Origin of the sequence: Nocardiopsis sp. CNS-639 (assembly GCF_000381685.1) — a bacterium.
Lineage (GTDB): Bacteria > Actinomycetota > Actinomycetes > Streptosporangiales > Streptosporangiaceae > Nocardiopsis > Nocardiopsis dassonvillei.
Map to the genome: position 1 here is coordinate 278,997 of NZ_KB906858.1, position 26,596 is coordinate 305,592.

At 66.5% G+C, this 26,596-nt stretch carries 19 protein-coding genes; 15 read left to right on the plus strand and 4 right to left on the minus strand.

The window, feature by feature from the left end:
- Nucleotides 1–74: 74 nt before the first annotated feature.
- The 9 genes from G011_RS0110520 (at nucleotide 75) to G011_RS0110555 (ending at nucleotide 15,106) form a co-directional block, all read left to right on the plus strand.
- Complete coding sequence (locus tag G011_RS0110520; protein ID WP_019608431.1) at nucleotides 75–2,162, plus strand: N-6 DNA methylase; 2,088 nt, start codon at nucleotides 75–77, stop codon at nucleotides 2,160–2,162.
- A gap of 68 nt (nucleotides 2,163–2,230) precedes the next feature.
- Nucleotides 2,231–4,240, plus strand: a complete 2,010-nt coding sequence (locus G011_RS0110525; protein ID WP_019608432.1) for a class I SAM-dependent DNA methyltransferase — start codon at nucleotides 2,231–2,233, stop codon at nucleotides 4,238–4,240.
- On the plus strand, nucleotides 4,237–5,562 hold the full coding sequence (locus G011_RS31060) for a restriction endonuclease subunit S (RefSeq protein ID WP_081642948.1): 1,326 nt from the start codon (nucleotides 4,237–4,239) through the stop codon (nucleotides 5,560–5,562). The genes G011_RS0110525 and G011_RS31060 overlap by 4 nt, the downstream gene beginning before the upstream one ends.
- The gene (locus G011_RS0110535; protein ID WP_019608434.1) at nucleotides 5,559–8,708 is read left to right on the plus strand and encodes a type I restriction endonuclease subunit R; all 3,150 of its coding nucleotides are present in this window, start codon (nucleotides 5,559–5,561) and stop codon (nucleotides 8,706–8,708) included. The genes G011_RS31060 and G011_RS0110535 overlap by 4 nt, the downstream gene beginning before the upstream one ends.
- Before the next feature lie 154 nt (nucleotides 8,709–8,862).
- Entirely contained in the window at nucleotides 8,863–10,449 is a 1,587-nt protein-coding gene (locus G011_RS0110540; RefSeq protein ID WP_019608435.1) for a serine/threonine-protein kinase, read from the plus strand.
- Between the two features lie 54 nt (nucleotides 10,450–10,503).
- The gene (locus G011_RS0110545; RefSeq protein ID WP_019608436.1) at nucleotides 10,504–12,642 is read left to right on the plus strand and encodes a DEAD/DEAH box helicase; all 2,139 of its coding nucleotides are present in this window, start codon (nucleotides 10,504–10,506) and stop codon (nucleotides 12,640–12,642) included.
- Nucleotides 12,643–12,666: 24 nt separating this feature from the next.
- Complete coding sequence (locus tag G011_RS31065; RefSeq protein WP_081642949.1) at nucleotides 12,667–13,449, plus strand: ATP-binding protein; 783 nt, start codon at nucleotides 12,667–12,669, stop codon at nucleotides 13,447–13,449.
- The gene (locus G011_RS0110550; protein ID WP_196808503.1) at nucleotides 13,427–14,422 is read left to right on the plus strand and encodes a tetratricopeptide repeat protein; all 996 of its coding nucleotides are present in this window, start codon (nucleotides 13,427–13,429) and stop codon (nucleotides 14,420–14,422) included. Before G011_RS31065 ends, G011_RS0110550 begins: the two co-directional genes overlap by 23 nt.
- 150 nt (nucleotides 14,423–14,572) lie before the next feature.
- Entirely contained in the window at nucleotides 14,573–15,106 is a 534-nt protein-coding gene (locus G011_RS0110555) for a hypothetical protein (protein ID WP_019608438.1), read from the plus strand.
- A gap of 67 nt (nucleotides 15,107–15,173) precedes the next feature.
- On the opposite strand, the gene G011_RS0110560 is transcribed toward G011_RS0110555, so the two are convergent.
- Nucleotides 15,174–15,413 (minus strand): DUF397 domain-containing protein, encoded by a 240-nt coding sequence (locus G011_RS0110560; RefSeq protein WP_019608439.1) that lies wholly within the window; start codon nucleotides 15,411–15,413, stop codon nucleotides 15,174–15,176.
- Nucleotides 15,414–15,416: 3 nt separating this feature from the next.
- The gene (locus tag G011_RS0110565) at nucleotides 15,417–16,277 is read right to left on the minus strand and encodes a helix-turn-helix transcriptional regulator (RefSeq protein WP_026338200.1); all 861 of its coding nucleotides are present in this window, start codon (nucleotides 16,275–16,277) and stop codon (nucleotides 15,417–15,419) included.
- A 228-nt stretch (nucleotides 16,278–16,505) separates the two neighbouring features.
- Here G011_RS0110565 and G011_RS0110570 point away from each other — a divergent pair, with 228 nt between their 5' ends.
- On the plus strand, nucleotides 16,506–17,069 hold the full coding sequence (locus G011_RS0110570) for an ATP-binding protein (RefSeq protein ID WP_026338201.1): 564 nt from the start codon (nucleotides 16,506–16,508) through the stop codon (nucleotides 17,067–17,069).
- A gap of 115 nt (nucleotides 17,070–17,184) precedes the next feature.
- A complete protein-coding gene (locus tag G011_RS0110575) occupies nucleotides 17,185–17,544 on the plus strand; it encodes a hypothetical protein (protein WP_019608442.1) in 360 nt (119 codons plus the stop codon).
- A gap of 50 nt (nucleotides 17,545–17,594) precedes the next feature.
- Here the strand turns inward: G011_RS0110575 and G011_RS0110580 are convergent, their stop codons facing one another.
- Nucleotides 17,595–19,640, minus strand: a complete 2,046-nt coding sequence (locus G011_RS0110580; RefSeq protein ID WP_231391416.1) for an AIPR family protein — start codon at nucleotides 19,638–19,640, stop codon at nucleotides 17,595–17,597.
- A gap of 286 nt (nucleotides 19,641–19,926) precedes the next feature.
- Here G011_RS0110580 and G011_RS0110585 point away from each other — a divergent pair, with 286 nt between their 5' ends.
- A complete protein-coding gene (locus G011_RS0110585; protein ID WP_019608444.1) occupies nucleotides 19,927–21,087 on the plus strand; it encodes a hypothetical protein in 1,161 nt (386 codons plus the stop codon).
- Nucleotides 21,088–21,153: 66 nt separating this feature from the next.
- Here the strand turns inward: G011_RS0110585 and G011_RS0110590 are convergent, their stop codons facing one another.
- A complete protein-coding gene (locus G011_RS0110590; RefSeq protein ID WP_019608445.1) occupies nucleotides 21,154–21,693 on the minus strand; it encodes a hypothetical protein in 540 nt (179 codons plus the stop codon).
- A gap of 428 nt (nucleotides 21,694–22,121) precedes the next feature.
- Between G011_RS0110590 and G011_RS0110595 the strand changes: the two genes are divergently transcribed.
- Genes G011_RS0110595 through G011_RS0110605 form a run of 3 tightly spaced genes read left to right on the plus strand, consistent with a single transcriptional unit; the run spans nucleotide 22,122 to nucleotide 26,460 of the window.
- Nucleotides 22,122–23,762: a hypothetical protein gene (locus G011_RS0110595; protein WP_019608446.1), complete on the plus strand. Its 1,641-nt coding sequence runs from the start codon at nucleotides 22,122–22,124 to the stop codon at nucleotides 23,760–23,762.
- Nucleotides 23,759–24,385 carry a hypothetical protein gene (locus G011_RS0110600; protein WP_019608447.1) on the plus strand — a complete coding sequence of 209 codons (627 nt, stop codon included), beginning with the start codon at nucleotides 23,759–23,761 and terminating at the stop codon, nucleotides 24,383–24,385. The genes G011_RS0110595 and G011_RS0110600 overlap by 4 nt, the downstream gene beginning before the upstream one ends.
- Nucleotides 24,382–26,460 carry an Hsp70 family protein gene (locus G011_RS0110605; RefSeq protein WP_019608448.1) on the plus strand — a complete coding sequence of 693 codons (2,079 nt, stop codon included), beginning with the start codon at nucleotides 24,382–24,384 and terminating at the stop codon, nucleotides 26,458–26,460. The genes G011_RS0110600 and G011_RS0110605 overlap by 4 nt, the downstream gene beginning before the upstream one ends.
- The last annotated feature ends 136 nt before the right edge of the window (nucleotides 26,461–26,596 follow it).

Below are 26,596 nucleotides of genomic sequence, written 5' to 3' on the forward strand. Positions count from 1 at the left end.
ATGAGTGAAAACATTGTCAACCCGCATTCTGTTGTGGTGTACTGTTCCCATCCTCGGAAAGGAGGGCCCCAGCGGTGGAGACCCAGAACGTGACCTCGGCTGACATCGCCCGGATCGCACAGGTGAGTCGGACCACGGTCAGCAACTGGCGCCGACGCCACCGAGACTTCCCCCAGCCGGTCGGCGGCGTGGGAAGCCGCGCCCTGTTCGACCGGCTCCAAGTGGAGGAGTGGCTCGATCGCGGCGGGCGCCTGCCCGAGCGGGCGCCCCACGAGCGCGTCTGGGAACAGGTGCGCGCGACCGCCGGAGGCGTAGGCGCCCTGGGGGAGGTTGTCGCCGGTGTCCAGGAGGCCCTGCTCCATCTGTCTCGGGACGGCGGCGCTGCCGTCGGAACGGCGGAGGAACGGCTGGCCGCGCAGCCCGGCGGCGCCGACCTCATTCGCACGCTGCGCGAGGAGGCCGCGACCCCGGAAGGAGCCCGAGAACTCTCCGATTACCTGCATGACGCCTACTTGCGCGCCCTGGGTGGCAAGGCGCACATCACACCTGGGTCACTGTCCCGCCTCATGGCCGAACTCGCCGGTGTACGCGGAGCCGAGGTCTTCGACCCCGCCTGTGGCAGCGGAACCCTGCTCCGCGCGGCGGCGGAGGAGGGTGCGGCCGGAGTCCACGGCCAAGAGGTCGTGACCGCCATGGCGCACCTGGCCCGCGCGAGGCTGGGGCTGCTGGCCGGAGACGTGCCCGGCGAGGTCGTCGAGGGCGATTCCCTGACCGGCGACGCCTACACGGGGCGCCTCTTCGAGGCGGTGCTGTGCAACCCGCCCTTCAACCAGAAGGACTGGAGCGTCGGGCAGCTCGCCTACGACGAGCGCTGGGCCTACGGGGTGCCGCCCCGCGCCGAGTCCGAGCTGGCCTGGATCCAGCACTGCCTGGCCCACACCCTCCCCGGCGGCCGGACCGTGGTGCTCATGCCCCCGGCCGCGGCCTCCAGGCCCTCGGGACGGCGCATCCGCCGGGAACTGCTGCGGCGGGGCGCGCTGCGGGCCGTCATCGGCCTGCCTGTGGGCGCCGCGGCTCCCGTGCACGTGGGACTGCACCTGTGGGTATTGCGGCAGATCGATCCGGCGGCTGCCGCTGAACCCCGCGTGCTGTTCGTCGACTCCGCGGCCGGTGGCGAGGACGGGGAGGACGGCCGGGACCCTGACGAGACGGAGCGCCGCCCCGTCGAGTGGGAGAAGCTGAGCCGCGGTGTCGTGGACGCCTGGCGGGGCTTCCTCGACGCGCCGGACGAGGTCGAGGACGTGCCCGGGTTCTGCCGTGTGGTCCCGGCGATCGAACTGCTGGACGACAGCGTGGACCTGACGCCACAGCGCCACCTGCCCGTGGCGGCCCCCGAGGTGAGCGCACGGGAGGTGCTCATGTGGACGGGCAGGGAGCGCCGAAGACTCCTGCGGGCACTGGAGGACACGAGCTCCTCCGTGCCCGGGGAGAAGTGGTCCGCGCGGGAGGCGGGGGAGTGGCGGATGACCACCGTCGCCGACCTCGCGCGTTCCGGCGCGCTGGTCGTGTACCGGGTGCCCTCGGCCGGGACGGGCCCGGCCTCGGCTGAGACGGTGAACAGTGGGACCCCGGCCCGGATGCTGACCCTGTCCGACGTACTCGGCGGAGGAGGGCCGAGCGGGAGCCTGGCCGTGTCCGGTGCGGGGGAGACCGCGCGGGAGCGGGTGGAGATCCGCCCCGGGGACGTGGTCGTCCCCGCGGCGTTGGCCAGGCGCGGATCGTCCCGGGCCCGGGTGGCCGCGGACGGGGACGCGGGAGCGCTCCTAGGGGATAACCTGCACCTGCTCAGACCCGACCCGGCGCACCTCGACCCCTGGTTCCTGGCCGGTTTCCTGGAGGACGAGGACAACCTGCGCAGGGCCGGGTTCGGGTCCACCATCGTCCGTGTGGACCTGAGGAGGTTGGGCGTGCCGCTGCTGTCCCTGGAGGAGCAGCGGCGCTACGGCGCCGCGTTCCGTGAGCTCCACGAGTTCCACACCCAGCTCGACCGCGCCCGCGAGGCCGCCGGAGAGCTGGGGGAGCGGCTCTCCAGCGGGCTGCGCGCGGGACTGCTGGCGCCGTCTCACCCCGCTCTCCCGGAGGACGGCACGGGTACGCGCTGAATCAGCCAGACTTGACGAACGACCCCTGTTACACCCCTCGCCCCTCGGTAACCTTTGGAAGGACATCGGTGAACGACAGTACGCACCAGGAGCTGGTCGGCTTCATCTGGTCGGTCGCGGACCTGCTACGCGGCGACTACAAGCAGTCCGAGTACGGCAAGGCGATCCTGCCGTTCGTCGTGTTGCGCCGCCTGGACTGCGTCTTGGAGCCGACCAAGAAGGACGTGCTGGCCGCGCATGAGAAGTGGAAGGATAAGCCCGTCCACCACGAGTTCGTCCTGCGGGCCGCCAAACACAGCTTCTACAACACCAGCCCCCTGACACTGGAGAGCATCGCAGGGGACCCCTCGCAGGCCGCGAACAACCTCACGCACTTCATCAACGCGTTCTCCAGCAACGCCTACGAGGTCCTGGACAAGTACGAGTTCCCCCGCCAGATCCAGCGCCTGCACGAGGCCGAACTGCTCTACCAGGTGGTGGGCAGGTTCGCGGACCTGGACCTGAGCCCGAACCGGGTGTCCAACATGCAGATGGGCTACGTGTTCGAGGAGCTCATCCGCAAGTTCTCCGAGGCCTCGAACGAGACGGCCGGTGAGCACTTCACGCCGCGCGAGGTCATCAAGCTCATGTCCAACCTGCTGTTGGTCCCGGACGAGGCAGCGCTCAGGGTCCCCGGTGCGATCAGGCAGATCCTGGACCCCGCCTGCGGCACGGGCGGCATGCTCACCGAGGCACACGACCACATCACGAAGCTCAATCCGGACGCCACCGTCGTCGTGTTCGGGCAGGAACTGAACGCCGAGTCGTGGGCGATCTGCCGATCGGACCTGATGATCAAGGGCCAGAAGCCGGACAACATCAAGTTCGGGAACTCCTTCAGCGACGACAAGCACCGGTACCGCAAGTTCGACTACATGCTGGCCAACCCGCCGTTCGGTGTGGAGTGGAAGAAGGTCAAGAAGGAGGTCGAGGCCGAGCACAACCTCGGCAGGGCCGGACGATTCGAGGCAGGGCTTCCCCGCATCAACGACGGTTCCCTGCTGTTCCTCCAGCACATGATCTCCAAGATGAAACCGGTCGAGGTCGGCTCCGACGGGGAGAAGACCGAGGGCAGCCGTATCGCGATCGTCTTCAACGGATCCCCGCTGTTCAGCGGCGGCGCCGGATCCGGTGAGTCCGAGATCCGCCGGTGGATCCTGGAGAACGACTGGTTGGAGGCCATCGTGGCACTCCCGGACCAGCTCTTCTACAACACCGGGATCTCCACCTACTTCTGGATCCTGAGCAACCGCAAGGACCGGGCCCACGAGGGCAAGGTCATGCTCGTCGACGCCCGGGAGCACTGGGTGAAGATGCGCAAGTCGCTCGGAGACAAGCGCAAGCAGATCAGCGACGAGCAGATCGCCGAGTTGACCCAGCTGTACACCGACGGACTGAGCATCGCGAGCGACTCGGAACACCCGCTGCACGGCAAGATCAAGGTGTTCCGGAACGAGGACTTCGGCTATCAGCGCATCACCGTGGAACGGCCGTTGAAGCTGCGCTTCGAAGTCACTGAGGAGGCGCTCGGCGAGTTGTCCGCCATTTTGGACAAGGGCAAGGCCACCGCCGAGTACGGGCAGAAGGAGGCGCTCCTCGACGCCCTGCGGACACTGGTGGGCACCGAACCCGGGTTCGTCAGGACCGAGTTCGCCGACCGGATCCGGAAGGCTCTGGCCGAGGGCGGGGTCTCCAAGCCGCCAGCGCCGGTGGACAAGGCGGTGTGGTCGGTGGTGTCGGTGCGCGATCCCGAGGGCGAGGTTCAGGTCAAAAAGGGCGAGACCGAGCCGGATCCGGAGCTGCGCGACTTCGAGAACATCCCGCTGGACGAGGACATCGACGCTTACATGAAGCGTGAGGTCCTGCCGCACGTTCCCGATGCATGGGTGGACGAGAGCAAGACGAGGAAGGGATACGAGATTCCCTTCACCCGGCACTTCTACGTATACACGCCTCCTCGTCCGTTGGAGGAGATCGACGCTGAGCTTAAGGGGTTTGAGGGCGAGATTCAGCGACTCCTGGGAGAGGTGACGGAATGACCCATGAAATTTGGCAGATCCCTGATTCATGGACTCTGTCCAGGATTGATCGTGTGGCTACCGTAAATGCGAGAATCGGATGGAAGGCGCTCACTGCCAGAGAGTATCAACCTGAAGGTTATGCATTCCTGGCGACTCCAAACATCAAGACGGAAGATATTGACTTCGATAAAGTCAATTACATCTCGGAGTTTCGCTACGAGGAATCTCCGGCGCTTAAGCTCGCGGTGGGGGATGTGCTTCTGGCTAAAGATGGGAATACCCTGGGTATTTGCAATGTTGTTCGCCATCTTCCGCGGGCGGCAACAGTGAACGGGTCAATTGCAGTAATTCGACCATTTGGAGTTGATGGGAGGTTCCTGCGGCATGTCATAAATTCTAGCTTGGTTCAAGGATATATTGGCTCCATGAAGGATGGGATGGGTGTGCCTCATCTCTTCCAGTGGGATATTAAGAGGATTCCTGTTCCCCTTCCCTCGGTGGAGGAGCAGCGACGCATTGCTGACTTTCTCGATATTGAAGTGCGGCGCATTGTTCGCATTATTGCGACGCGACGCCGTCAGCTAGAGCTATTCGAAGAGCGTGCGTCAAGCCTGCTGTCAGAACGCCTAATTTCTGGGATCGTCAGCGATGCGACCGGTGAGTTTCCGTGGCCTTGGCTCCCATTGCCGCGCGAGGAAGTGCCCCTGGTGCGGCTCGGATATGTGTGCCAGGTTCAGGGTGGCGTCACGGTCGATGCGTCACGTAAGCCTTCCGAAGGCGATGTCACTAGGCCCTATCTCCGTGTGGCGAACGTGAAGGCGGATCGCCTGGATTTGGAATCCGTTACAAGTATTACCGTCCCGAAGTCGGTGGCGGACCGTTCCACGTTGCTCCCCGGTGACGTGCTCATGACCGAGGGAGGAGACATCGACAAGCTGGGTCGAGGGACGGTCTGGCGGGGGGAGATTCCCGGGGCGCTGCACCAGAACCACGTATTCGCTCTGAGGCCGGATCCGAGCCGGTTGGATGCCGAGTACCTGGCCTTGCTGACTCGTTCGGTGCATGGGCGATGCTATTTCGAGGCGACAGGGGTCAAGAGCACCAACCTGGCCTCGACGAGCAGTAGCAAAGTGAAGTCGTTCCCCATTCCCCTACCCGCTTTGGGAGAGCAGAGGTCAGCGGTCATTGATGTGAACAGAGATTTGGAGGGAGCCTCACGCCTTCGAGCCGCACTGGAGTCCCAGATCACCCTTCTCGAAGAACGCAAGCGGGCCCTCATCACCGCTGCCGTCACCGGTCAGATCGACGTCACCACCGCGCGAGGAGCTGATGTGTCATGAGCCCCGTCTACGACGAGAGAACCTTCGAGGACAACATCGTCGCCTCGATGCTGGCGAACGGTTGGGTGCGGGGCGACAACGACGGCTACCGTCCAGAGCTCGGCCTGGACACCGCCCAGCTCTTCACCTTCCTCGGGGCCACCCAGATCAAGGAGTGGAACCAACTGGTCACCCGCTGCGGGGGAAGCCAGGAGCGGGCGCAGCAGACGTTCCTCCAGACCCTCGCCAAGCGGATCCACGACGAGGGCACCCTCCAGATCCTGCGTAAGCACGTCAGGGTGGAGGGGCTGAACTTCAAACTCGCCTACTTCAAGCCCTCGCTCACCCTCGCCGAGCACGCCCTCACGAACTACCGCAAGAACCGCCTCAGCGTCACCCGGCAGCTGCGCTATGGCACGAAGCCCGGTAGCGCGGGCAAGTCCCTCGACCTGGCGTTGTTCGTCAACGGCCTCCCCGTCGCCACCGCCGAACTCAAGAACCCGCTCACCGGGCAGAACGTCGAGCACGCCAAGCGACAGTACGTCCACGACCGCGACCCCCGCGAACTCCTCTTCGCCGAACGTGCCCTCGTCCACTTCGCGGTCGACCCCGACTTGGTCTTCCTCACCACCAGGCTCGCGGGCGAGGACACCTGGTTCCTACCGTTCAACACCGGCTCCGAAGGTCCTGGAAGCAGCGGCGGAGCCGGTAACCCCCTACCGGCCGCCGACGGGCCCGGATACCGGACCGCCTACCTCTGGGAGACGGTCTGGGACGTCGACAATTGGCTCGACCTCCTGGAGCGCTTCGTCCACGTCACCCGCGACAAGGACGAGCGGGGCCGCAGGCGCGAGAACGTCATCTTCCCCCGATTCCACCAGTGGCACGCCGTGCGCAGCCTGGTCGACCACGCCGCCCGGCACGGTGCCGGACACAACTACCTGGTCATGCACTCGGCCGGTTCCGGCAAGTCCAACACCATCGCCTGGCTCGTGCACCGGTTGTCGTCACTGCACACCCCCGCCGACCCGGCCCTGATGGATCCGGCCGCGGTGGCCAAGGGGGTGGAGCCCGACACCCCGGTCTTCGACAAGACCATCGTCATCACCGACCGCTCCGTCCTGGACCAGCAGTTGCAGGACGTCGTCGGAGGATTCTCCCAGGTCAAGGGCCTGGTCCGCCCCATCGGGGGCAAGGGCGGGTCCAAGTCCGCCCAGCTCGCCGATGCGCTGTCCACCTCCTCTGAACGCATCGTCCTCGTCACTCTCCAGACCTTCCCCGCCCTCCTGGACTACCTCCGCAAGGAACCCACCGAGATCAAGGGCGCGAGGTTCGCCATCGTCGTCGACGAGGCCCACTCCTCCCAGAGCGGTGAGGCGGCCAAGGACGTCAAGAAGGCCCTGCGAGACCTGGGCCTGGACGCCGACGACGATGAACCCGACACCCCTGAGAGCGCCGACGAGGCCTTGAGGAAGTCGGCCGCCTACCGGGGCCGTAGCGCGAACCTGTCCTACTTCGCCTTCACCGCCACCCCCAAGCACAAGACCCTCAACCTGTTCGGTGTGTTCGACCAGGCCACCGACAAGTACGAGCCCTTCCACACCTACTCCATGCGGCAGGCCATCGAGGAGGGTTTCATCCTCGACCCGCTTCGCAACTACACGACCTACAGGACCTGGTACGAACTCCTCAACGGCAACCCCGACGACCAGGAGGTGGACGCGGACAAGGCCAGGTCCCAGCTCGCCCGGTTCGTCCAACTGCACGACTCCACCCTGGCCCAGCACGCCGAAGTGATCATCGAGAACTTCAACACCGTCACCCGCCCCCAGATGGGCGGCCGGGCCAAGGCGATGGTGGTCACCAGCTCCCGTGAGGCCGCGGTCCGGATGCACAAGGCGATCAAGAGCTACCTGAAGGACAGCGGGGCACCTGATCCCGGAGTCCTCGTCGCCTTCTCCGGCTCCCTCAAACTGGACGGTGAGACCGAGGAGACCGAGAAGGACATCAACGGGTTCTCCGAGGGGGAACTGCCGGAGAACTTCGCCTACACCAGGGCGGACGACCCCCACGCCGGGAGGAGCGGCAAAAAGGAGTACCGCATCCTCGTCGTCGCGGAGAAGTACCAGACCGGATTCGACCAGCCGCTCCTGACCACCATGTTCGTGGCGAAGTCCCTCAAGGGTGTGGCGGCCGTCCAGACCCTGTCACGGCTCAACCGCACCCACCGGCTCAAGAACCAGAGCGACCTGTTCGTCCTCGACTTCGTCAACGACGCGGAGGACGTCAAGGGCTCCTACGTGGACTACTACGAGGAGGCGGTGACGGGGGAGGCCGATCCAGACCTGTTGAACACCCTCATGAACCGTCTCATGAAGGGGGCGAACATCCTCGTCAAGGAGGAGTTGGAGGGGTTCGCCGCAGCCTTTCACGAGGTGGAGACCGAACACGCCACCGCGGACCGGATCCAGAACCACCCCGAGCTCAACCGCTGCATCACCCCGGCGGCGGAGAGGTTCGCCGAGCTCGCCGAAGGCGGGGACGAGGAGCGTGCCAAGGCCGAGGAGTTTCGTGCCGACCTGAACAACTTCGTCACCAAGTACGCCTTCCTCGCCCAGGTCATGCGCTACCCCGATCCGGAACTGGAGTGCCTCTACCTGTACGGCCGCTTCCTGCTGCGCAAGCTTCCGCCTCGGCGGGACGGAGGCGTGGACATCGGCAAGGTCGACCTCGTCGACGTCAACGTGTCCAAGACGGGGGAACACGACCTTTCCCTGACCGCCGAAGGAGCCCAGGAACTCCCCGGTTTCTCCGATGGCGGGGGTGGTCCCTCCGACCCCAAGATGATGTTCCTGTCGGAGATCATCGAATTCTTCAACCGGCACTTCGGCCGCCCTCCGACCGAGGCGGACATGAGCATGATCCAGGAACGCGTGTTCGACGCTGCGGCGAAGCCCGACCTCCAGCAGGCGGCCTTCGTCAACAGCGAGGAGGCGTTCCGCCACAAGTTCGACCCGGTGATGAAGGAGACCATGATCCAGCGGTATGAGAGCAACGTCGAACTCACCGAGGTCTACCTCGGTGACCAGGAGGTTCAGAACAGCCTGAACGGTTTCATGAGCCGGGCCGCCTACCGTCTCATCCGCCAGCGCGGCACCACTGCCTGACCGGGCCCGTGTCACGAACGTTCGGGGCAGCCGTCAAGGGACGAAAGTCCATCGGCCGCTCCGGTCTCGGGGCCGTAGGATCACCACCGGACACGTCACATCAACCGCGTGGTCGGGCCGGGGCCCGGCCGCGCCCGAGGCGGATTGGGGCCCGGTGCGCGCCACACCCGAGCGGATCGCCGACCGGTACGAACTCGTCGCCAGCATCAGCACCGGAGGCATGGGTCAGGTCTGGCGCGGCTACGACACTGTGCTCGACCGGCCCGTCGCGGTCAAGGTGATCCGCCCCGACAAGGTCGCCGACCCCCGGCTGTACGACGAGTACGCCAACCGGTTCAAGCGGGAGGCGCGCGTCACCGCCCGGATCGAGAACCCCGGGGTGCCCTCCGTCTACGACGCCGCCGTGGACAAGGACGAGGGCTCCCTGTACCTGGTGATGCAGCTGGTGCGCGGGGTCTCGCTCGCCGACACCATCGACGAGAGCGCCCCGCTTCCGGTCCCCACCGCCGCCGCCGTCGCCGCCCAGGTGTGCGCGGTCCTGTCCGACGCGCACGCGGTCCCCGTCGTCCACCGCGACCTCAAGCCCGGCAACATCATGGTGGCCGACGACGGCACGGTGAAGGTCCTGGACTTCGGCATCGCCGCCGTACTGCGCACCGACGTCACCCGTCTCACCCAGACCGGAATCCCTCTGGGGACCTACGCCTACATGCCTCCCGAGCAGGTACGCGGCGCCCCCGCCACCCCCGGCAGTGACCTGTACTCCCTGGGCTGCGTCCTCTACCAGATGCTCACCGGAAAGCCGGTGTTCCCCGCCGACTACACCTCCTTCCGGCTACAGGTCGCGCACGTGCAGGACCCGCCCCTGCCGCCCTCCGCCCACGTGGACGGCCTGCCCGAGGACCTGGAACGGCTCGTGCTGGACCTGCTGGCCAAGGACCCCGAGGACCGGCCCGCCACGGCACAGGACGTCTACGACCGGCTTGTCCCGTATCTTCCCCAGCCCGAACCGCTCGCTCCCGACAAACCCCTTCCGCCCGGGGCCCTGCCCGACCCCACCCGCCCCTACCGGCGGCCGATCCCACCCCGTCCCAGGGAGGCCGTCCTCGCTCCGACCAAGCCGCTGCCGCCCACACTGGTGGAGACCACCGTTCCCACCCCGCAGATCGTCGGCCTGGCACCCGGGGAACTGGTGGAGGCCGACCAGCACGCCCAGGCACTCATCGACGAAGGACGCTTCGCCCAGGCCGTGGGAGTTCTGGACGACGTCATCGATCCGGCGTCCGCGGCCCTGGGAGCCGAATCCGCCCAGGTGGTCGAGCTGCGTCTGCTGCGTGCCACGGCCCTGATGCTCATCGACAACGCCGGTCGCGCCCTGCCCGAGTTCACCGATCTGGCCGACACCCTGGAGCGACAGGCGGGGCCGGAGGACACGCGGGCCCTGCTGTGCCGCCAGCAGGCCGTGTACTGCATGGCGCAGTTGGGGGAGACCACCCGGGCCCTGCGGGAGGCCGAACACGTCCTGGAACGATTCCGCCGTGTCTTCGGAGAACGCGCCGACGACACCCTGGACCTGCGCCAGGCGATCGCCATGTGGCGGCTGAGCTCGGGGGATGTCGAACACGCCTCGTCCGAGCTCCTCGCGCTGTACTCTGACCTGCGCGCGGCCTACGGCCCCGGCGCCCCCGAGACCCTCCGGGCCGCCGACCTCCTGGACAGACTGGGACACCGCCGGGGCTGAGCCCAGCCACCTGCCCGATCCCGAGCCGCCCAGCCAGAAGGAGTCCCCGCCCCCATGCCTCAGCTCGCCCTGGGAAAGCAGTTCTTCGAGAGCGGTGAGTACGACGAACTCCCCCCGAGCGCACGGAGGAACGTCCGGCTCGCCATGGAGAAGTTCAGCCTCCTCACCCACGCCGAACTCAAGGTCGACAAGGGCCTCAACTTCAAACCGCCCTCGGGCAGGCGCAGCCGCAGCATCTTCACCTTCAGGGTGGACAACTTCTACCGGGGCGTCGTCCTGGCCCCCGAGAGCGGTGACAGCTACCTGCTGCTCAAGGTCATGAACCACGACCCGGCCTATGAGTGGGCGATCAAGCAGGACGCGGGCGTCAACCGGCTGACCGGCGCGGTGGAGATCTGGGACGCGGACAGGCTCGACCGCATGACCCCGGACCTGGAGGAGCGCGCGGCTCCGACCGATCCCGACAAGCGGCTGTTCGCCAACGTCTCGGACGGGGACCTGAGGACCCTGGGCATCGAGGACAAGGTGCTGCGGGCGGCGCGCACCGTCGTGGACGCCGACGCCCTCGTCGACGTCGTCCCCTTCCTGCCCGAGGACCAGGCCGAGGTGCTCCAGTACCTGTCCGCCGGGTTCCCGGTGGAGGAGATCTGGCGGGACGTCGTCGCCCACCGGCCCTCCGGTGCGGTCAGCGGCGACATGGACACCGCCATCCGCAACACCCCCACCCGGGTCAAGCTCGTCTCCGGTCTGGACGAGTTGGAGGAGATACTCTCCCAGCCCTTCTCCGTCTGGCGAACCTTCCTGCACCCCGCGCAGCGCAAGGTCGCCTACAAGGCCAGCTATCCCGGCAGCTACCAGATCACCGGCGGTCCCGGCACCGGGAAAACCGTCGTGGCCATGCACCGGGTCAAGCACCTGCTGTCCTTCCTGCGCCCGGATGAGCGCATCCTGCTCACCACCTTCACCAACACCCTCGCCGCGGCGCTGGGAACGGGCATCCGCCAGCTCGTGGACGACCCGGCCCGGACGGAGCGGCTCACCATCTCCACCGTCAACACCCAGGCCAGTCAGGTGCTGACCGAGGCCAACGGCGGACGCGCCTCCCGCTTCGTCAGCGACTCCCAGGAGCTCGACCGCTGGCGCGGGATCGTTCAGGAGCAGGGGCTGGAGTGGACCGCGGAGTTCCTCCAGCAGGAGTACCGGCACGTCGTCCTCGCCCAGCGCTTGGACACGCTGGAGGAGTACCAGGCGGCCACCCGCAGCGGCCGCGGGAACCGGCTGGCCGCCGCCCAGCGCGAGCGGGTGTGGAAGGCCATGACGGCCTTCACGGAGGGCCTGGACGCCGACGGTGTGCAGACGCACCTGCGCGGCTGCGACCTGGCCGCCCGGGTCCTGGAGGAACAGGGGCCCCGCTTCCGGCACGTGGTGGTGGACGAGGCCCAGGACCTGCACCCCGCCCAGTGGCGCTTCCTGCGCGCCGCCGTGGCGCCCGCACCAGACGACCTGTTCATCGGCGGCGACCCCCACCAGCGCATCTACGATGCCAAGGTCTCCCTGAAGGCGCTGGGGATCAACGTGGTGGGCCGCTCGCAGCGGCTGCGCCGCAACTACCGCAGCACCCAGCAGATCCTCACCTGGTCCCGTCCGCTGCTGGACGGGGAGAAGGTGGAGTCCCTGGCCGACGGCGGCACCGAGTCCCTGGCCGGGTACCGCTCGGCGCTCCAGGGGCCCCGGCCCACCACGCACGCCGCCGCCACCCTGGAGGAGGAACTGGACGCGCTCGTGGAGCGGGTGCGCGAGTGGACCGACACCGGGGTGGAGCCGTCGTCGGTGGCGGTCGCCGTGCGGTTCCGATGGGTGATCAAGAGGGTGGTCTCCGCGCTCACCGACGCCGGGATCGACGCGTGCGAGCTGCGCGGGGCCGACGACGAGGTCCCGGGTGTGCGAGTGGGCACGATGCACTCGCTCAAGGGGCTGGAGTTCCGGTGCGTCGCCGCGGTGGGCGTCTCCGACGGCGCGGTGCCCAATCCCAAGGCGATCACCGCCGAAGACGTGGACGAGATCCAGCACGGGGCGGACCTCATGGCGGAGCGGTGCCTGCTCTTCGTGGTCTGCACCCGGGCGCGCGACCACCTGCACGTTTCCTGGCACGGGAAGCCGAGTCCGTTCCTGACCGAGGCCGGTATCGCCTGAACCCGTCGAGAGGGAACACAGCGGATGTCTGCTGAGCAGAGCCGCGTCCACAACGAGATCCATGGCGGTGTACACGGCGGGACCGTCATCCAAGGACGGGACATCACCTACCACGCGCCGAGGCCAAAGCCTGAGTCCTTGCGGGGTCTTCCCCGGTTGTCTCCGGTGTTCACCGGGCGTGACGCTGATGTCGAAGCCCTTCTGGAGTCGCTCAACCCGGCTTCGGCGGGGCAACGCCGTTCGCCCGCAGTCGTCATCTCCGGAATGCCGGGCTCCGGAAAGACCGAGCTCGCTCTCCACACCGCGAAACAGGCTCTGGACCAGCGACGATGGTGTGACGGCGTGCTGTACGTCGACCTGTTCGGCTACGACTCCCAGCGTCGGGTCGACCCGGGCCGTGCGCTGGGCGGGTGGCTGCTCAATCTGGGCATCGACGCACAGGACATCCCCGCCGATGCCCAGGCAAGGGAACAGATGTACCGCGCCGAGCTCAGCTCACGTGCGGAACGCGGCCGTCCCGTCCTGGTGATCGTCGACAACGCCTCCTCGGTGGAACAGGCCGAACCGCTTCTTCCCGGCGATGGCCGCTCCGGTGCCCTGGTGACCTCGCGGCGAGGAGTCCGGGCGTCGGGACGACGCGGCCAAACTGTGGGCGACGGTAGGAGAGACCCTGGTCCTGATGCGGCGTTTCAGGCAGGCGGCAGAAGCCCACGACAAGGCCTTCGCGCATGCCGTAGCCGCGGAGGACTGGCATTCGACAGCGGGTGCGTTGAACGGTGGTGGGGTGGCTCTGCGTTGCCTCGGTAACTACGAGGAAGCCCTCAGCAGGCATACCGAGGCCGTGCTCATATTCGAGCGTCTGGGGGACCAGACGGGAGTCGCCAAGGCGTCGAACAACAAGGCGAACGTGTTCTTGGCGACGGGGCGTCCGGACGAAGCGGTCGTCCACCAGCGGGTCGCGATGGAGATCTACGCGAAGCGCGGTGACGGCCAGGGGTTCGCCCACTCCTGCCTGAACATGGGTAACTCCTACTCAGCACTCGGAACGCACGTCCTCGCTGTCACCTCCTTTCAGCGGGCATGCGATCACTCCCGGGACGGCGGAGAGCCGAGGGTCCTCGCCATGGCCACCGCTGGCCTGGCCGTCAGCCTGTATCGAACAGGTTTGTCGGACGAGGGGAGCCGCGCTTTCGAGGAAGCGATACGCCTCTTCCGGGAACTGGGAGACCTCTACGACGAGGCTCGAACATGGCGTAACTTCGGAGTCGTCCTCCGCGATGAGGGGCAACTCAAGGAAGCCGAGCGGGTCTTCCGCAAGGGACTGGACGCCTTCGCCGAGTGCGGAGACCCCTGCGGTGAGGGTGACTGCTGGAACGGCATCAGTGGGACCCTGATCAGCAGGGGCCAGTACGAGGATGCCCTGCCCGCCGCGCGCCGTTCCACCGAATGCCATGAGGGTCTGGCTGCGAGCGAATGCGCGGCCACGTCCTGGAACAACCTGGGTTTCATCCTGAGTGAACTGGGCCGGGCGGAGGAGGCGATCCCGGCGCTGCGCAGATCTCGGGACACGCGCGTCGCCCAGGGGGATCTGGGGAGAGCCGCTCAGATCTCACGGACGATGGGCTTCAAACTCGTGGAGACAGACAGGTTCGGGATGGCCGTGGAGGCCTTCCGGGAAGCGGCCCGGTTGTTCACCGAGGTAGGTGACGACGAGTCGGCTGAGCAGGTTCGGGAGTTGATGGCCGAATGCGCCGCTCTACTGGATGAGACCGGTGAGTGAGAGAGGGTGCGATACCGGCTCGTGCCCGCACCACCCTCGTCGGGCTCCGTTCCGGCTACATGGGCCAGGATGACCACTGCCACCAGCGGGGAGCACCGGAGGCCATGCTCGGAACCCTTGTCAGCGCCGGTGTGGGATCCTGGCCCGGATATGACCACAGAAACTGATCCCGTCAGCACGTACCTGCTGATCCTCAGCGAGCGAGAGGCCGTGGCGTGGGTGCTGCGCACCTCGCGGATGGCCTTTCCCGCGACGCGACGCGCGGAGGTGGAGCGGCTCAGGGTCGGGGACCGGCTGCTCCTGCTCACGACGCGGGGCTGTTGGCACAACCCGACGCGGGATCGGACGAGGGTGGTCGGTCTCGCGGAGGTCACCTCATCCGTGCGCCCCTACGACGAGCCGGTCACCATAGCCGGGCGGGACTTCACCCGTGGTTGTGGTCTGCGGTTGGAGTCGGTCGCCCCCTACCGGACCGGTGTGGAACTCGCCCCACTGGTGCCGGAGCTGGAGGTCTTCCCCGACACCCGTCCGGGCGCGTGGGCGGTGCGGATTCGTAGGCCCTTGGTGCAGCTTGGTCCGGCGGACGTGGAGCTTCTCACTCGCGAGCTCGGCAAGATCGCTGGTGTGCCGGAGGACCACGTGCCGGAGTACGTGGAGAAAGTGCGTCTGGCCGTCTCGGGATGACGAGGTGACGCATATGGCCCCGGCTTCGGAGAGAAGTCGGGGCCTACGTTTACCTACGGGGTAGTTGTCAGCGACGGGCGACGCTGAGGAAGGCGTCCCACTCAGCGGCGGGGAAGGGGAGGTGACCCTTGGCGGGGTTCTTCGAGTCCCGGACAGCCGCGCCGCAGGGTAGGTCGGCGACCTCGACGCAGTTGCCGTTGACACCGCTGTAGCTGCTCTTTCGGAAGCCTGTGGGGATGTGGGCCACCTCTACACAGTTCTGATCGTGGCCGCTGTAGCTGCTCTTCCGGAACTTCAGGTAAGTCAATGGTCACTCTCTCAGTGAGTCCGCTGCCGTTTTGATGAGAGCGGCAGATTGTTTGGTGCTCAATGCGGACCCCTGTAGGTCCCCGTAGGTCACGTTATAGCGCTCTACTTCGTCTTCTTGCTCGAAGAAGACAGAACCGGCGATCGTCCCAACGTAGACGATGGAGCTGTCTCGTGGATCTGGGAAGTCCAGGATTGCGAATGGAGCCGTGAGGCCTGCGTGGGAGCCATCTTGGAACGGAATGACCTGCACGTCGACGTGTGGCATCTCTGCCATGTGCAACAGGTGCATGAGTTGCGCATGCATGACATCCGGTCCGCCGATGACCCGTCGCAGGGCTGCCTCATCGAGTACGGCACGGAAGTGCGCAGGTCGTACTCGGTTCAGGATCTCCCTTCGAGCCATCCGGAAGGCGACTCTCTGTTCGATCGCGGGCAGAGAGGTGTACCGCCCACCCTCGAACAGCGCATGAGCGTACTCGGGTGTCTGTAGTAGACCCGGGATGCACAGAGCCTCGAAGGTCCGGATAGTGGAGGCCTCCGCTTCGAAATCAGGAAGCGCACGGTCGTCGTCGAAGAGTCCCTTGTACTTCGACCACCAGCCACGCTGCTTGGCGTCCTGGGCGAGCGCGTGCATGGCGTCTCGCGTCTGCGGTTCACGAACGTTGTAGAGGTCCAACAGCTTGTCCAAAGCCACTGAGGGGACGGTCTTGGACTCAGCCTGCTCCATCTTGCCGAGGTTTGATCGTCCTAGGCCAGCCTGCTTGGCGGCTTCAGCCAAGGTGAAACCTGCTTCGGTGCGAAGCCGCCGAAGCTCGGACGACAGGCGACGCCGTCGGATGCTGGGGCTGTATGGCGTTGGCATGCGGGTAGCCTAGCTGAGATTTTTTGTGGAAACCACTTTTTCTCGTTGACATGCGTGGATGCGCGAGTCACTATAAGCATGTAGTCAGTGATCGGGAGTTCACACAGAGTCTCTGCTGGTCAGGCTACGCCGTGCCCCTTCCCGCTGGCAGGGAAACGCGAAGGTCTCACGCCTGCGGGCACACCGAACCCCTGTTGTCGCTCCACACGTGCAAGGAGTCTGTTCGTCATGCCCGCAACCGCACCCATGCCCGCGCTGCCAGAGGTGACCGTGCCCCTCGCTGAGCTGGTTCCGCCCCGGTGCCGCCACTACTTCACCGGCCGATCCGACCGCGCCCACTACAGGACGCGCCGCTACGACTTCGGCGGCTCGGTCCAGTACATGCCGCTGGTGCGCGCGTTCCTGAGTACCTGCGCCGCCGAACGCGACCGCGACTACCGCTACCTGTTCTCCCTGCTGGGCAGCGAACTCGCCAACAACGCCCTGCGCCACTCCCGCTCGGGCCAGCCCTTCGGCGTCTACACCCTGACCTGCCAGCGCACCCGCACCGGCCTGCGCCTCGCCTGTCGCGACCAGGGTTCCCGCGACGAAAGGAAGACTGTTCTCGGGCAGCGCTCGTATCTGGCGCCCGACCCCAACGGACTGGACCCGGCCGCCGAGTCCGGGCGCGGCCTGGCCATGATCGACGCCTTCGCCTCCTCCTGGGGCGACAACGGCGTCCCGAACTACCGCCAGGTCTGGTTCTTCCTGGCCTACGACCTGACCGACAGCCTCTGGAACACCACCGCGTAGCCGTCCACACCGCTGCACGCACGCAGAAGGGCCCAGGAGAGCGCGGCAACGCTCTTCCCGGGCCCACAGCAACCCCGAATTCCGCACACTTCCACATGTTCAGAAAGCAGGATCAGTGACGCATCCTATCCCCGTACCCCGGCCCGTCAGCGACCCGCTGCACCGACCGCTTCCGCCGCTGCCCCGGCGGCACCCGCTGGTCGGTCCGTTCTGCTCGGCCTGCGAGCATCCCTCGTGCCGTCGGCGCCGAGCCGCTCGCCTGCCCCGCCTGGGCGGTCACCGCTCCGAGTTCGCCCGTGAGCACGCCCGTGCCGCCGACCTCCAGCGCTACAACCCGCACCTGCTCATCTGGTTCGGTGAGCAGACTCTGTCCTACTGGGTCGCCTCACACACCGGCCTGACCGAGGCCCGCGACTCCGGTGATCTGCTCCTCCTCCTGGACCCGGCGCCTACGCGGGTCCCCGCCTGGCGCTGACCCGTGCAGCCCGGGGCGGAACGGCTTCGGCCGCTCCGCCCCGGTACGGGTCATTCCGCGTCACCCAGCTCGGCGAAGAGCCGTTCCGCGTGCGCCGCCATCGACCTTCCCTCGATGTGCCACTTGGCAGGGCCCTGGACGGCCACCGGGGAGTTCTCCCAACCGGCCAGTTCGTACATGCGCATCACCAGACCGCTGGGGGAGTAGTGCTTCCCGTCCGCCTCCCACAACAACGTCTGCTTGCGGTCGGTCGTCCAGGTCGCCTGCGCCCGACGCGGGTCCTCCGCCAGCCAGCCCTTCAACGCCTCCTCCTCGGTGGAGGTGGTGGGCCGGAACTCCAATCGGGTGCCGCTGCGCAGTACACCGGCGCCCAACAGGATCGCCACACTGTTGGGGCGGCGCTGCTTGCGCTTGCGCTGCCCCTTCTTCAGGCGATAGTCGTCGTCGATGGGGGGCGCCGGAGCATCTGACCTGACGTCGCGCAGAACCAGGTCGGTCAGCTTGCGACACCGGGTGGGATCCGACAGGGTACGGGTCAGCGAGGCTTTGGAGTCGGCCCCGTACTCTGCGTCGATGTGCTGAAGAAGCCTGGGGAACACGGAGTCCACGAGGCCCTTCGCCTTCTTGAGGGTTCCCTCCCAGTCGTACTCCTCCGCGCCCATGTCCTTGCGGTCGATGGACTGGAACACCAGGTGCGTGACGAGCAGGTCGCCGCGGTCCGCCACGTCGGAACCACGCCCCTTGAGCCCCTTGCCGATTTCGTGCAGCCGGTCGCCCACAGCTCGCCGGAGACGGACCGACCCCCAGATCTGTGAAGCGCTCGGCTGCTCGCCGAACAGCATGGGATAGGCACCCTCGGCGCCCCGTTCCCACAGGGTGTTGACGTTCTGCTTCGCCCGGACGGCCAATTTCACGTTCGGGTGTGCGCAGGCCAGAGCGAGGGAAGCCTCCACCACCGAGCACCCCTGCTCCGGGACGGGGTCGGGTTCCCCTCGTTTGTAGCTGTAGAACTTGTCGATGTTCCCGAAGTCCTCCCTGATGAGCGCCTGTGTCTCATCGAGGGCGACGAAGTCGCGCTCCTCCACCTGGTTCTGGCGATTACGGGTGTCGGTGATCTGTGACGGCAGCTCCGAGGAGGGGTCGTCGACACAGATGACGTGCACGCTGATGTCGGCCTCGGACAGGGCGTCGGGGTGATCCTGCAACGCCCGGTGCAACGTGCTCACGCTCTGGGCGCCATTGACCACGCTGGCCCCGTTCATGGTGAGTATCACGGGTTCGCTGGGTCGACGCGGACCGGGGAACTCGGTCTTGAGAGACCGACAGATCACCGTGATGCCGTTGTGGAAGAACAGGAAGTGCTCAGGGTCCGACGCCAGGCTCTCCAGGATGCCAGCGTTGATGTCGGTGGTCCCGAGCGAGGCGCGGATGTTGCGGTGGAACAGGTCGCTTCCGGCCTCCCCGACCCACCTGGCGACCTGCTCCGCGGAGACGATGCCCTGGTACATCTCCACCGGCGTCTTGACGTAGATCCACTGCCGCATGGTCGCGGTGATGGGGACGTCCTCGGGAGCCTGCTCGGCCCGGATCTGCTCCCACAGTGTCTGTGTCCCCACGACCTGGAGATCGAGGGTCAACCCGAAGCCGTTGGTCTCGGCGAACACCTCGTCGAAGACACCCGAGACATCAGGGTGCAACTCGCCGTCCCCGGTCAGGGCGACCACGAAGTGCACGCGGGTGTGGGGATCGAGCAGGACGGCGTTGATCTTGTCCGCCATGTCCTGGATCCGCTTGTTGAACCGGTCGAACTTCCGGTTCTCGAGCAGGCGCCAGCCGCGAAGGAACTTCAGGGCCTCACCCTGGTTCAGGCTGGCCCGTCCCTGCTTATTCCACTTCGACTGGACCAACCAGATCTTGCTGGCCGTCTCTGACACGGCGATCGCGTCGATACCGTGGTCGTCACGGCCGTCGATGAGGCACTTAGCTGCCTCCTCGTCGTCCAACCCGGTGAGCCCGCGTACGGCCAGGGCTGCCAGAGAACGGGAGTGCAGGGCCTTCTGGCGCTCGTCCGGTTGTTTCCTCTCGTAATCACTCATGTCGACCAAGTGAGGGAAGTCCTGGTCGAGAACGTGCTTGATCTGGCGAATCGCGTGCTCGGTGTGCGGGGCAGTCCGCCGTGGGCCTGGCATCGGCGCCTTCTCTGTTCAGGGGGTGTGACCGGGGTAATGGTATTGCGTTCCCCTTCGGCGGTCAGCCGTTCTGATCGCCGCCTCCGAGGTGAGGGAACGTCGCACCGTTCTGCTTGACTGTCCTGGTGACGTGGACGTGTCGGAGCCACCACCAGAACGAAAAGGGCGTGAGGTCATCTTCGAGAGTTCGAACATGCGTACCGCCATGGGTGAGTTCTTCGCCTACGAACATGTCATGGCCGCCTTTCGGAAGAGGTTCCCGGAACTGGCCGGTCAGCTGGTGCACAGAGGACTGGCCGGAGGCGAGCAGCCCGTCAGGCTGACCTTGGGAATCGGCGACCACCCGGAAGCGGTCCTCGGTCTCACCCGCGTCGACTATCCGGGTACGCGATGGCTGTGCTGGTACCTCGCGGTCCGCGAGTCCGACACCACCGGAAGCCTCTGGGATATGCGGACTCCACCCGAGACCATGGCGGCGGCCCTGCGCGAGCGGGCCCTGGCCGTGGCTGAGGGGCGCCCGCAGGCGAGTCCCTGGCGCTGGGACGAAGCCGATGAGTCCGCCATCACCCGTCTCGCGGACGCTCTGGACGCCCGTGGGGTGACCGTCGAGTACGCCGTGGCCGCGAACCGGCACAGAGTCGTGTTCGGTGAGGGCGGGTACGAGTTCCCCCGTCATCCGGGACAGGGAGAGGTTCTGCGCGTGCGCGTGCCGGGCAAACGGGTGTGGGCCTTCCTCCGGCCCGGGCTCGGCTGGCTGGTGGATGTTCACGACCAGGGGCGCCAGCTCATGTGGCGCGTCGACCTCGGCGAGCACCTCTTCGGGGAACCCGGAACGGCTCCTGGCCTGCCCGCTGATCGTGTGAGCGCCGTGGAGCTGGCCGATGCCCTGGTGCCCGTCCTGAAAGGGCTGGAGGTGGCCGAACCGCCGACGACGGTCCTCGACCCCGGCGACGGAAGTCTGCACGGCAGGGCCGACCAGATGCTGCCGCCCGGAGCGGCCGGTGCACCCGTTGGCCCTGACAGTCCGTGCGTCGTGGTGGCGGCCCAGTTGAACGCCCTCGGTTTCGGTGACGTGCGCGCGTCCGGGGACGGCGTCGAGCTCGCTTCGGAGGCGTTCCACATCACCTGGTGGCGGCGTTCACGGCTCCTCGGCCTGCCGGATCTGAAGAGGCTCTACGCGGACGCTTCCGTCGAGGGGAAAGGCCTCCTGGTCCTCAGCGAACCCGGTCTCACCGGCCCTGCGCAGGAGTTCGCCGACCGGTCCCGCTCTTTCGCGTTCCGGTTCGACCCGCGCAGGGGACACGTCTTCGGTGGGAACCAGCTCACCCAGGAGGCGATGTTCGAAGAGGTCTGACCCCTGGTAAGCGATGGGACGTGCGCATGGCACCGACTGGTGAGCGCTCCGACGAGTCCTTCTGGATCAGCCTCGGCGGACCACGACGTCCATGCTGTCGGGGGCGGTGACCACCACGGTCCGAGGGCCCTTCAGGGAGACCTTCACCGCGCCCAGGGAAACGGTCACCTCGGGGAATACGCCTCCACCTTCCCCTGGGGTGGGCGCGGTGCCGGCTGTCATCCGGGTGAGTTCGTCCAGGGTGAGGGTTTTGTAGGCGACGCCCTCACCCTGCTTCCATGTGACAGGTGAGGCCTTCTCCACCAGATGTGTCCATTCGACGGAGGGGGAGCCCTCCCAGCGGACACGGTGGGGGTCGTAGCTCTCCAACCACTGGACCGCGTTCTCCCCGATGTCGAACGCAGTCATGATGACGCCCCTGCGGTAACCCAGGACGAGTCCGACCTCGTCGGGTTCGAAGGCGCGAATGGTCTTGGAGTTCGACTTGTAGGGGTTCCAGTCGCCCAAGGTGACCTCTGCGGCGGTGCGTTTGCCCTGCTCCACCTCAGGCCATGTCTTGTTGATGTTGACGACGACCACGGTGGTGCGCTTCGGGGGCGTGTTCACGGGGTGCTCGTTTCTGTGTGGAGTCCGGATGGTGTTCCGGGGCAGCCGAAGTACTCATGGAGAAGTTAACACAAGTACTTGATAAGTACTAGAGGATCCCATGGCTTGTGCGCTCCCGTGTGAGTGGTGCCAGGAGCCCTCTCCTGTGTTTTTCCACTTCAAAGCGTCGGATGAGGCTTCCGATGTGCCGCTGCAAGAAGCCTGAAGTTGATGGCTGTGGTCTGTGGCCAGAGTACTTGTGACACTTTTGGCCTCAAGTACCTTCGGTTGGTGCTGGGTCGTTGGCCGGAGCCAGGCCGAGACGTGGAACTTCCGCTTTGCGAACCTCTTTCCAGCTGGAAGCCGATGTCGGTAGGATCCGGGCAGACTCGTGGAACTCCGACCCGCACGGACTCCACCCCTCGGGTCGTGCCATCTCGAAAAACTGCATGTGGATAGGGCTCGTCAACGTGGGAATCAGCGATGCCCGGGAGCGTAAGGCCGCCGCGCTGGCCGCCGAGCGCGAGCGCCTGGCCAGGGTGCGCCAGGAGAGGGAGCAGGGACGACGGGACAGCATCTGGCAGGAATTCCAGGTAGCCTCCGACCGGCTACCCGACCTGAAGAGCGCGGTCGAGGCCGCGATCCTGGCGGCGGGGTCCTCCGGCGGGGAGACAGCCGAGAACCTGTCCGTCCTGCTCGACGGCAGACTCTGCCCGGAGGCTCCGCGGCTGTTGCTCGAACTGTTGGGGAAGCTCCCGCCCAAGATCGGCGTCCTGCACTTGGCGAGGTTGCACGAGATCGGTGTTCCGCGGGTGGCCGAAAGCGGCCGTGTGGCGGCGCTCATCAGCGGACAGGCCGAACCGACCCCTCAGGTACTCCACAAGATCCGGGACACCTCCCCCAGTTTGAACCTGTGGCGGGATGCCGAACTGGTCAGGCTCGGTGCGAAGCCCAAAACCCCGGACCGCTTCCTCGCCCATGCTTCCCTCGCCCTCGCCGATGACCTTCTCGACGGTGATCCGTCGGTCTCCCCGTCGGCCGGGGGACGGGCTGACGAGAGGGAGAACCTCTACCTCCTGGCACGGAGTGACCCGGTGAAGCTGACCGACGAACAGGTTGAGGCGCTCGGCTGGCCTGAGGAGGTCTGGCGGCGGCGAGTCGTGGCCGATCCCCGCCAGCGGGTTCCCGACGAGGCCCCCGAGTCCGTGCGGATCCTCCAGGGAGTGGCCGACGGCGACCCCCGGGCACTGGAACTGGTGGTGGGTTTCCTGGAGGGTAAGTCCAAACAGCTGGTGCAGCACGTGCTCGCCAACCCCGACAAGCCTGCTGGGTGGCCCAAGGCGATGTTCACCGACCCGGCCCTGTGGCCGGTTCTGGAGGAACTGTGCGGAGGAGCCGACCTGTCCGAGAGCGGTCCAGGTCCACTGGCGGACTTCACTGCCTGGCGCGATCTGCGCGCCGCGCACCGCGAGCTGATGAACGTGAGCGCGAAGGCTTACGAGACGTTGGCGCCGTATGTGGATTCCGCTGACACGTGGGTGCGTGAAGAGGCCGTGGCCACGGAGGTCTACCTCGACCTGCGCTTCGCTGATCCCGGTGACTCCCAACCGTTGCACGACGCCCTGCGCCGACTGTCGGCACTGGGTTCCGACCACCCCGTGATCCGCGACAACATCGCCTGGGTGCGCCGCCACCTGGAAACGGACCGCAACAACCGGGGGCCGCTCTTCAACCCCTATCTGGAACTCGGCGTGCCCCACGGTGCCCCGGCCGAGGAGTGGAAAGAGGCCTGGCGGAGTCTCCGCAGGGATTTGAGGGGGAGGACCGAGGAGCTCTCCGACGTCAACCAGGCCCATGACCGGCTTCGCGACATCGAGACCGGCGACGGTTCGTCGAGTGGTCCTCCGTACGTGCTCCCGGTGCACGAGGAGAAGCTCTTTCCGAACCCGCGTGTTCCGGAGCTCGTCATCCCCACGGCACGTCCCCTGGAACGCCGTACGGAGGCGCTGGGCCCGGAGGAAGCGGAACGGATACGCGAGGCCGCGATGGCGTCGGTCATGAGGTTGGCCGTTCGAGAAAGGACACCATGAGCACGTACGACCATCGTGAGCAGACCACGGACGACGACCTGACCAGCTTTCTCCTGGAGCTGTCCAACAGTGAGAGGCGGCAGCTGCTCACCTTGGTCGCGACCCGTCTGGAGCCCAAGGCGCTCATCGGCCCGCTGACCGAGGGGGTCGCCGAGGCCCTGGAGGGAAGCCCGGGCGAGGAACTCACCAGGGCCGAGGTCAAGGACGCAGTGCGCCGGGCTCTGATCGAGAATATGCAGGCCCGACGTACCCATCTGGCCCAGCTCGCCCAACTGGCCCAGCTGGCGGAGGAGCAGGGGCGCCATGACGTTCTGGCCAGGAAGCTCGCCGACTTTCGCCGGAGCACGGGACTGAAGAAGGTCATGGGTACCGAGGACCTGTCCCTTTTCCGGGTCGTCTCGGGGAGCCCCGAGACCGGAGAACACGCCGCGGTCCTCAAACCGGCGTTCGTGGACGAGGCGGACGGTCGGCTGGTCGTGGCCGGGGAAGTCGAGTTCAGCGATGTGCCGCCCGTCAAGGACCGGGGGCGGGACGAGGAGAAGGCCGTCTGTACGACCTGCGGTAACCCGATGAAGGGCAGAGGCAGAGGGGCCAGGGGGAAGAGGAAAGGCAAGCACTCGTGAGTTTCGGTATCGACTTCGGGACGACCAACTCGGTCCTCGCTCACTGGAACGGTGAGGACGCCGAGGTTCTCGCCCTGGACGCCACCAACCTCGACGACTGGAACTATCCCGGCTTCGCCTCGCTCTTTCCCTCGATGGTCGGTGTGAGCTCGGTTCGGGACCGCGTGCTCTTCGGTTGGGAAGCCAAGCTCCGTTCCGAGCAGGCCGTCCCCGCAGCCAAGCGGCTGCTCGCGGGAGACACCGACATTCCGGTGGGAGCTCGTTCCTGGCCAGCTTCAACTGTGTCGGCCGGGATCTTCCGGGCTATCCGAGAACGGGCGAGCAGTGAACAGCTCATGGACGTGGACACCGCCGTCGTTACTGTTCCGGCCAACTCCGCCGGTGCTGCTCGCTTTCGCACTCGTGCCGCTGCGCGGGAAGCTGGTATCCGGGTGGACTCCCTTATCAACGAACCCACCGCCGCCGCCCTGTACTACAAGCAGCAGCTCGGCGACGATGCTCTGGAGAACGTCGTGACCTTCGACTGGGGCGGGGGGACCATCGACGTCACCGTCCTGGAAGCCGAGGACGGGTTGTTCGAGGAGCGGGCGGCTCGGGGAGTAGCGCAGCTCGGCGGCCTGGAGGTCGACCAGGCCTTGCGGAAACTGGTTCTGGCCAACTCCAAACACGAACCACGAGGATTCGCGGAGGAGGCCGCCTTCGCGCGGGATGTGGAGCTTGCCAAGATCCGCTTGTCCACCGAGAGCATCGTCGCCGTTCCCACACCAGGTGGCAGAAGCAGCGTGGAGATCACACGGGAGGAGTTCGAGAACGCGATCCGTCCCATCGTGACGAGGGCGATCGAACCCCTCAACCGTTGCCTCGCCGACCTGGGTCTGATTTCCGAGGACATCGACTCGGTACTGATGATCGGTGGCAGCAGTCAGATCCCCCTCGTGCGTCGGATGGTCGGCGAGATCATGGGGGACCGGCTGGTGTCCGCCGACCTGTGTGATCCCATGACCGCGGTCGCCCAGGGGGCCGCGATCGCAGCGGCCGTCAACAGCGGAGACCTGGACATCGATCTGGCGGTCGGCACGACCCACGCGTTGGGCACGGCGTCCACCAGGATGAACGGCGATGCCGAGATCCGGTCGTTCAGTCAGATCATCCCGCGCAACGCGACCCTTCCCCGGTCGCAGGAGAAGAACTACCGGCCCAACCACCGAGGTCAGAAGCGGCTCAGCGTGGAGATCTGGGAAGGGGATCCCGCGGACCCGGTTGTCAGGAACACCGGTGCCGACAACGGCTCCAACATCTGCCTGACCGAGCTCAGGATCGACCTGCCCGCCTTCGCGGATCCGGACGAGGCCTCCTTCACCCTCACCTACACCTACGACGTCAACGGTCTCCTGCAGGTCCGTGCGGTTATGGACCGAACACAGGAGGTGCTCGTCGACCGGGAGATCAACGCCTTCGGCCTGTCCACGACCGGTGTCGGGGTCAGCGCCGCCAGCCTGCGCGAGTTCCTGACGACACGGCCAAACCTGCCTGGCCCCGCCTTCCGTCCGGCGGGACACGTGGACGCGCCTGCCAAGGCAGCTGGCGGACAGGAGCTCCGTCCCTCTCCGGCCATGGTCGCCCAAGTGGTGGAGGGCGACTCTTCGGCCCGGCGCACCTTGGTGGTCGACGGCTCCAACCTCGCCTGGGGGTCCCAGAACCGGAACATGGGCGGACGACCCACTCTGGCCAGGCTGCACTCCGCGCTGGAGGAACTGCGGGAGCAGCACCCGGGAACAGAGCTGATCGTCTTCGTCGACGCCAACTTCCGGCACGTGGTGCCTGAGGAGGAGAAGGCACAGGTGGACCGAGAGGTCGCCTCAGGGCGTCTGCACCGCGTGCCCGCGGGGACGGTCGGCGGAGCTGACGTCTACCTCCTGGACATCGCCCGGAAGAAGGACGGGGTCGTGGTCAGCAACGACAATTTCTCCCAGCACACCGAGTACCACTCCTGGCTGGCCGGAAAGGGGAGGCTTTTCGGAGGGACCGAGGTCGCCGGCATGTGGGCCTTCAAGGAGAGGCGTCTCATTCGATGACCAGTGGAGACTCCCCCTGAGCATGGTTGGTCTGGAGTGGAACCGGTTGCAGGGAAGTAGAAGTTCTGCAATCCTGTAAAGGTTGTGGACGCCGAAGAGAGAAGTGCGGAGTACATGAGTCGACCCACGTAGCCCC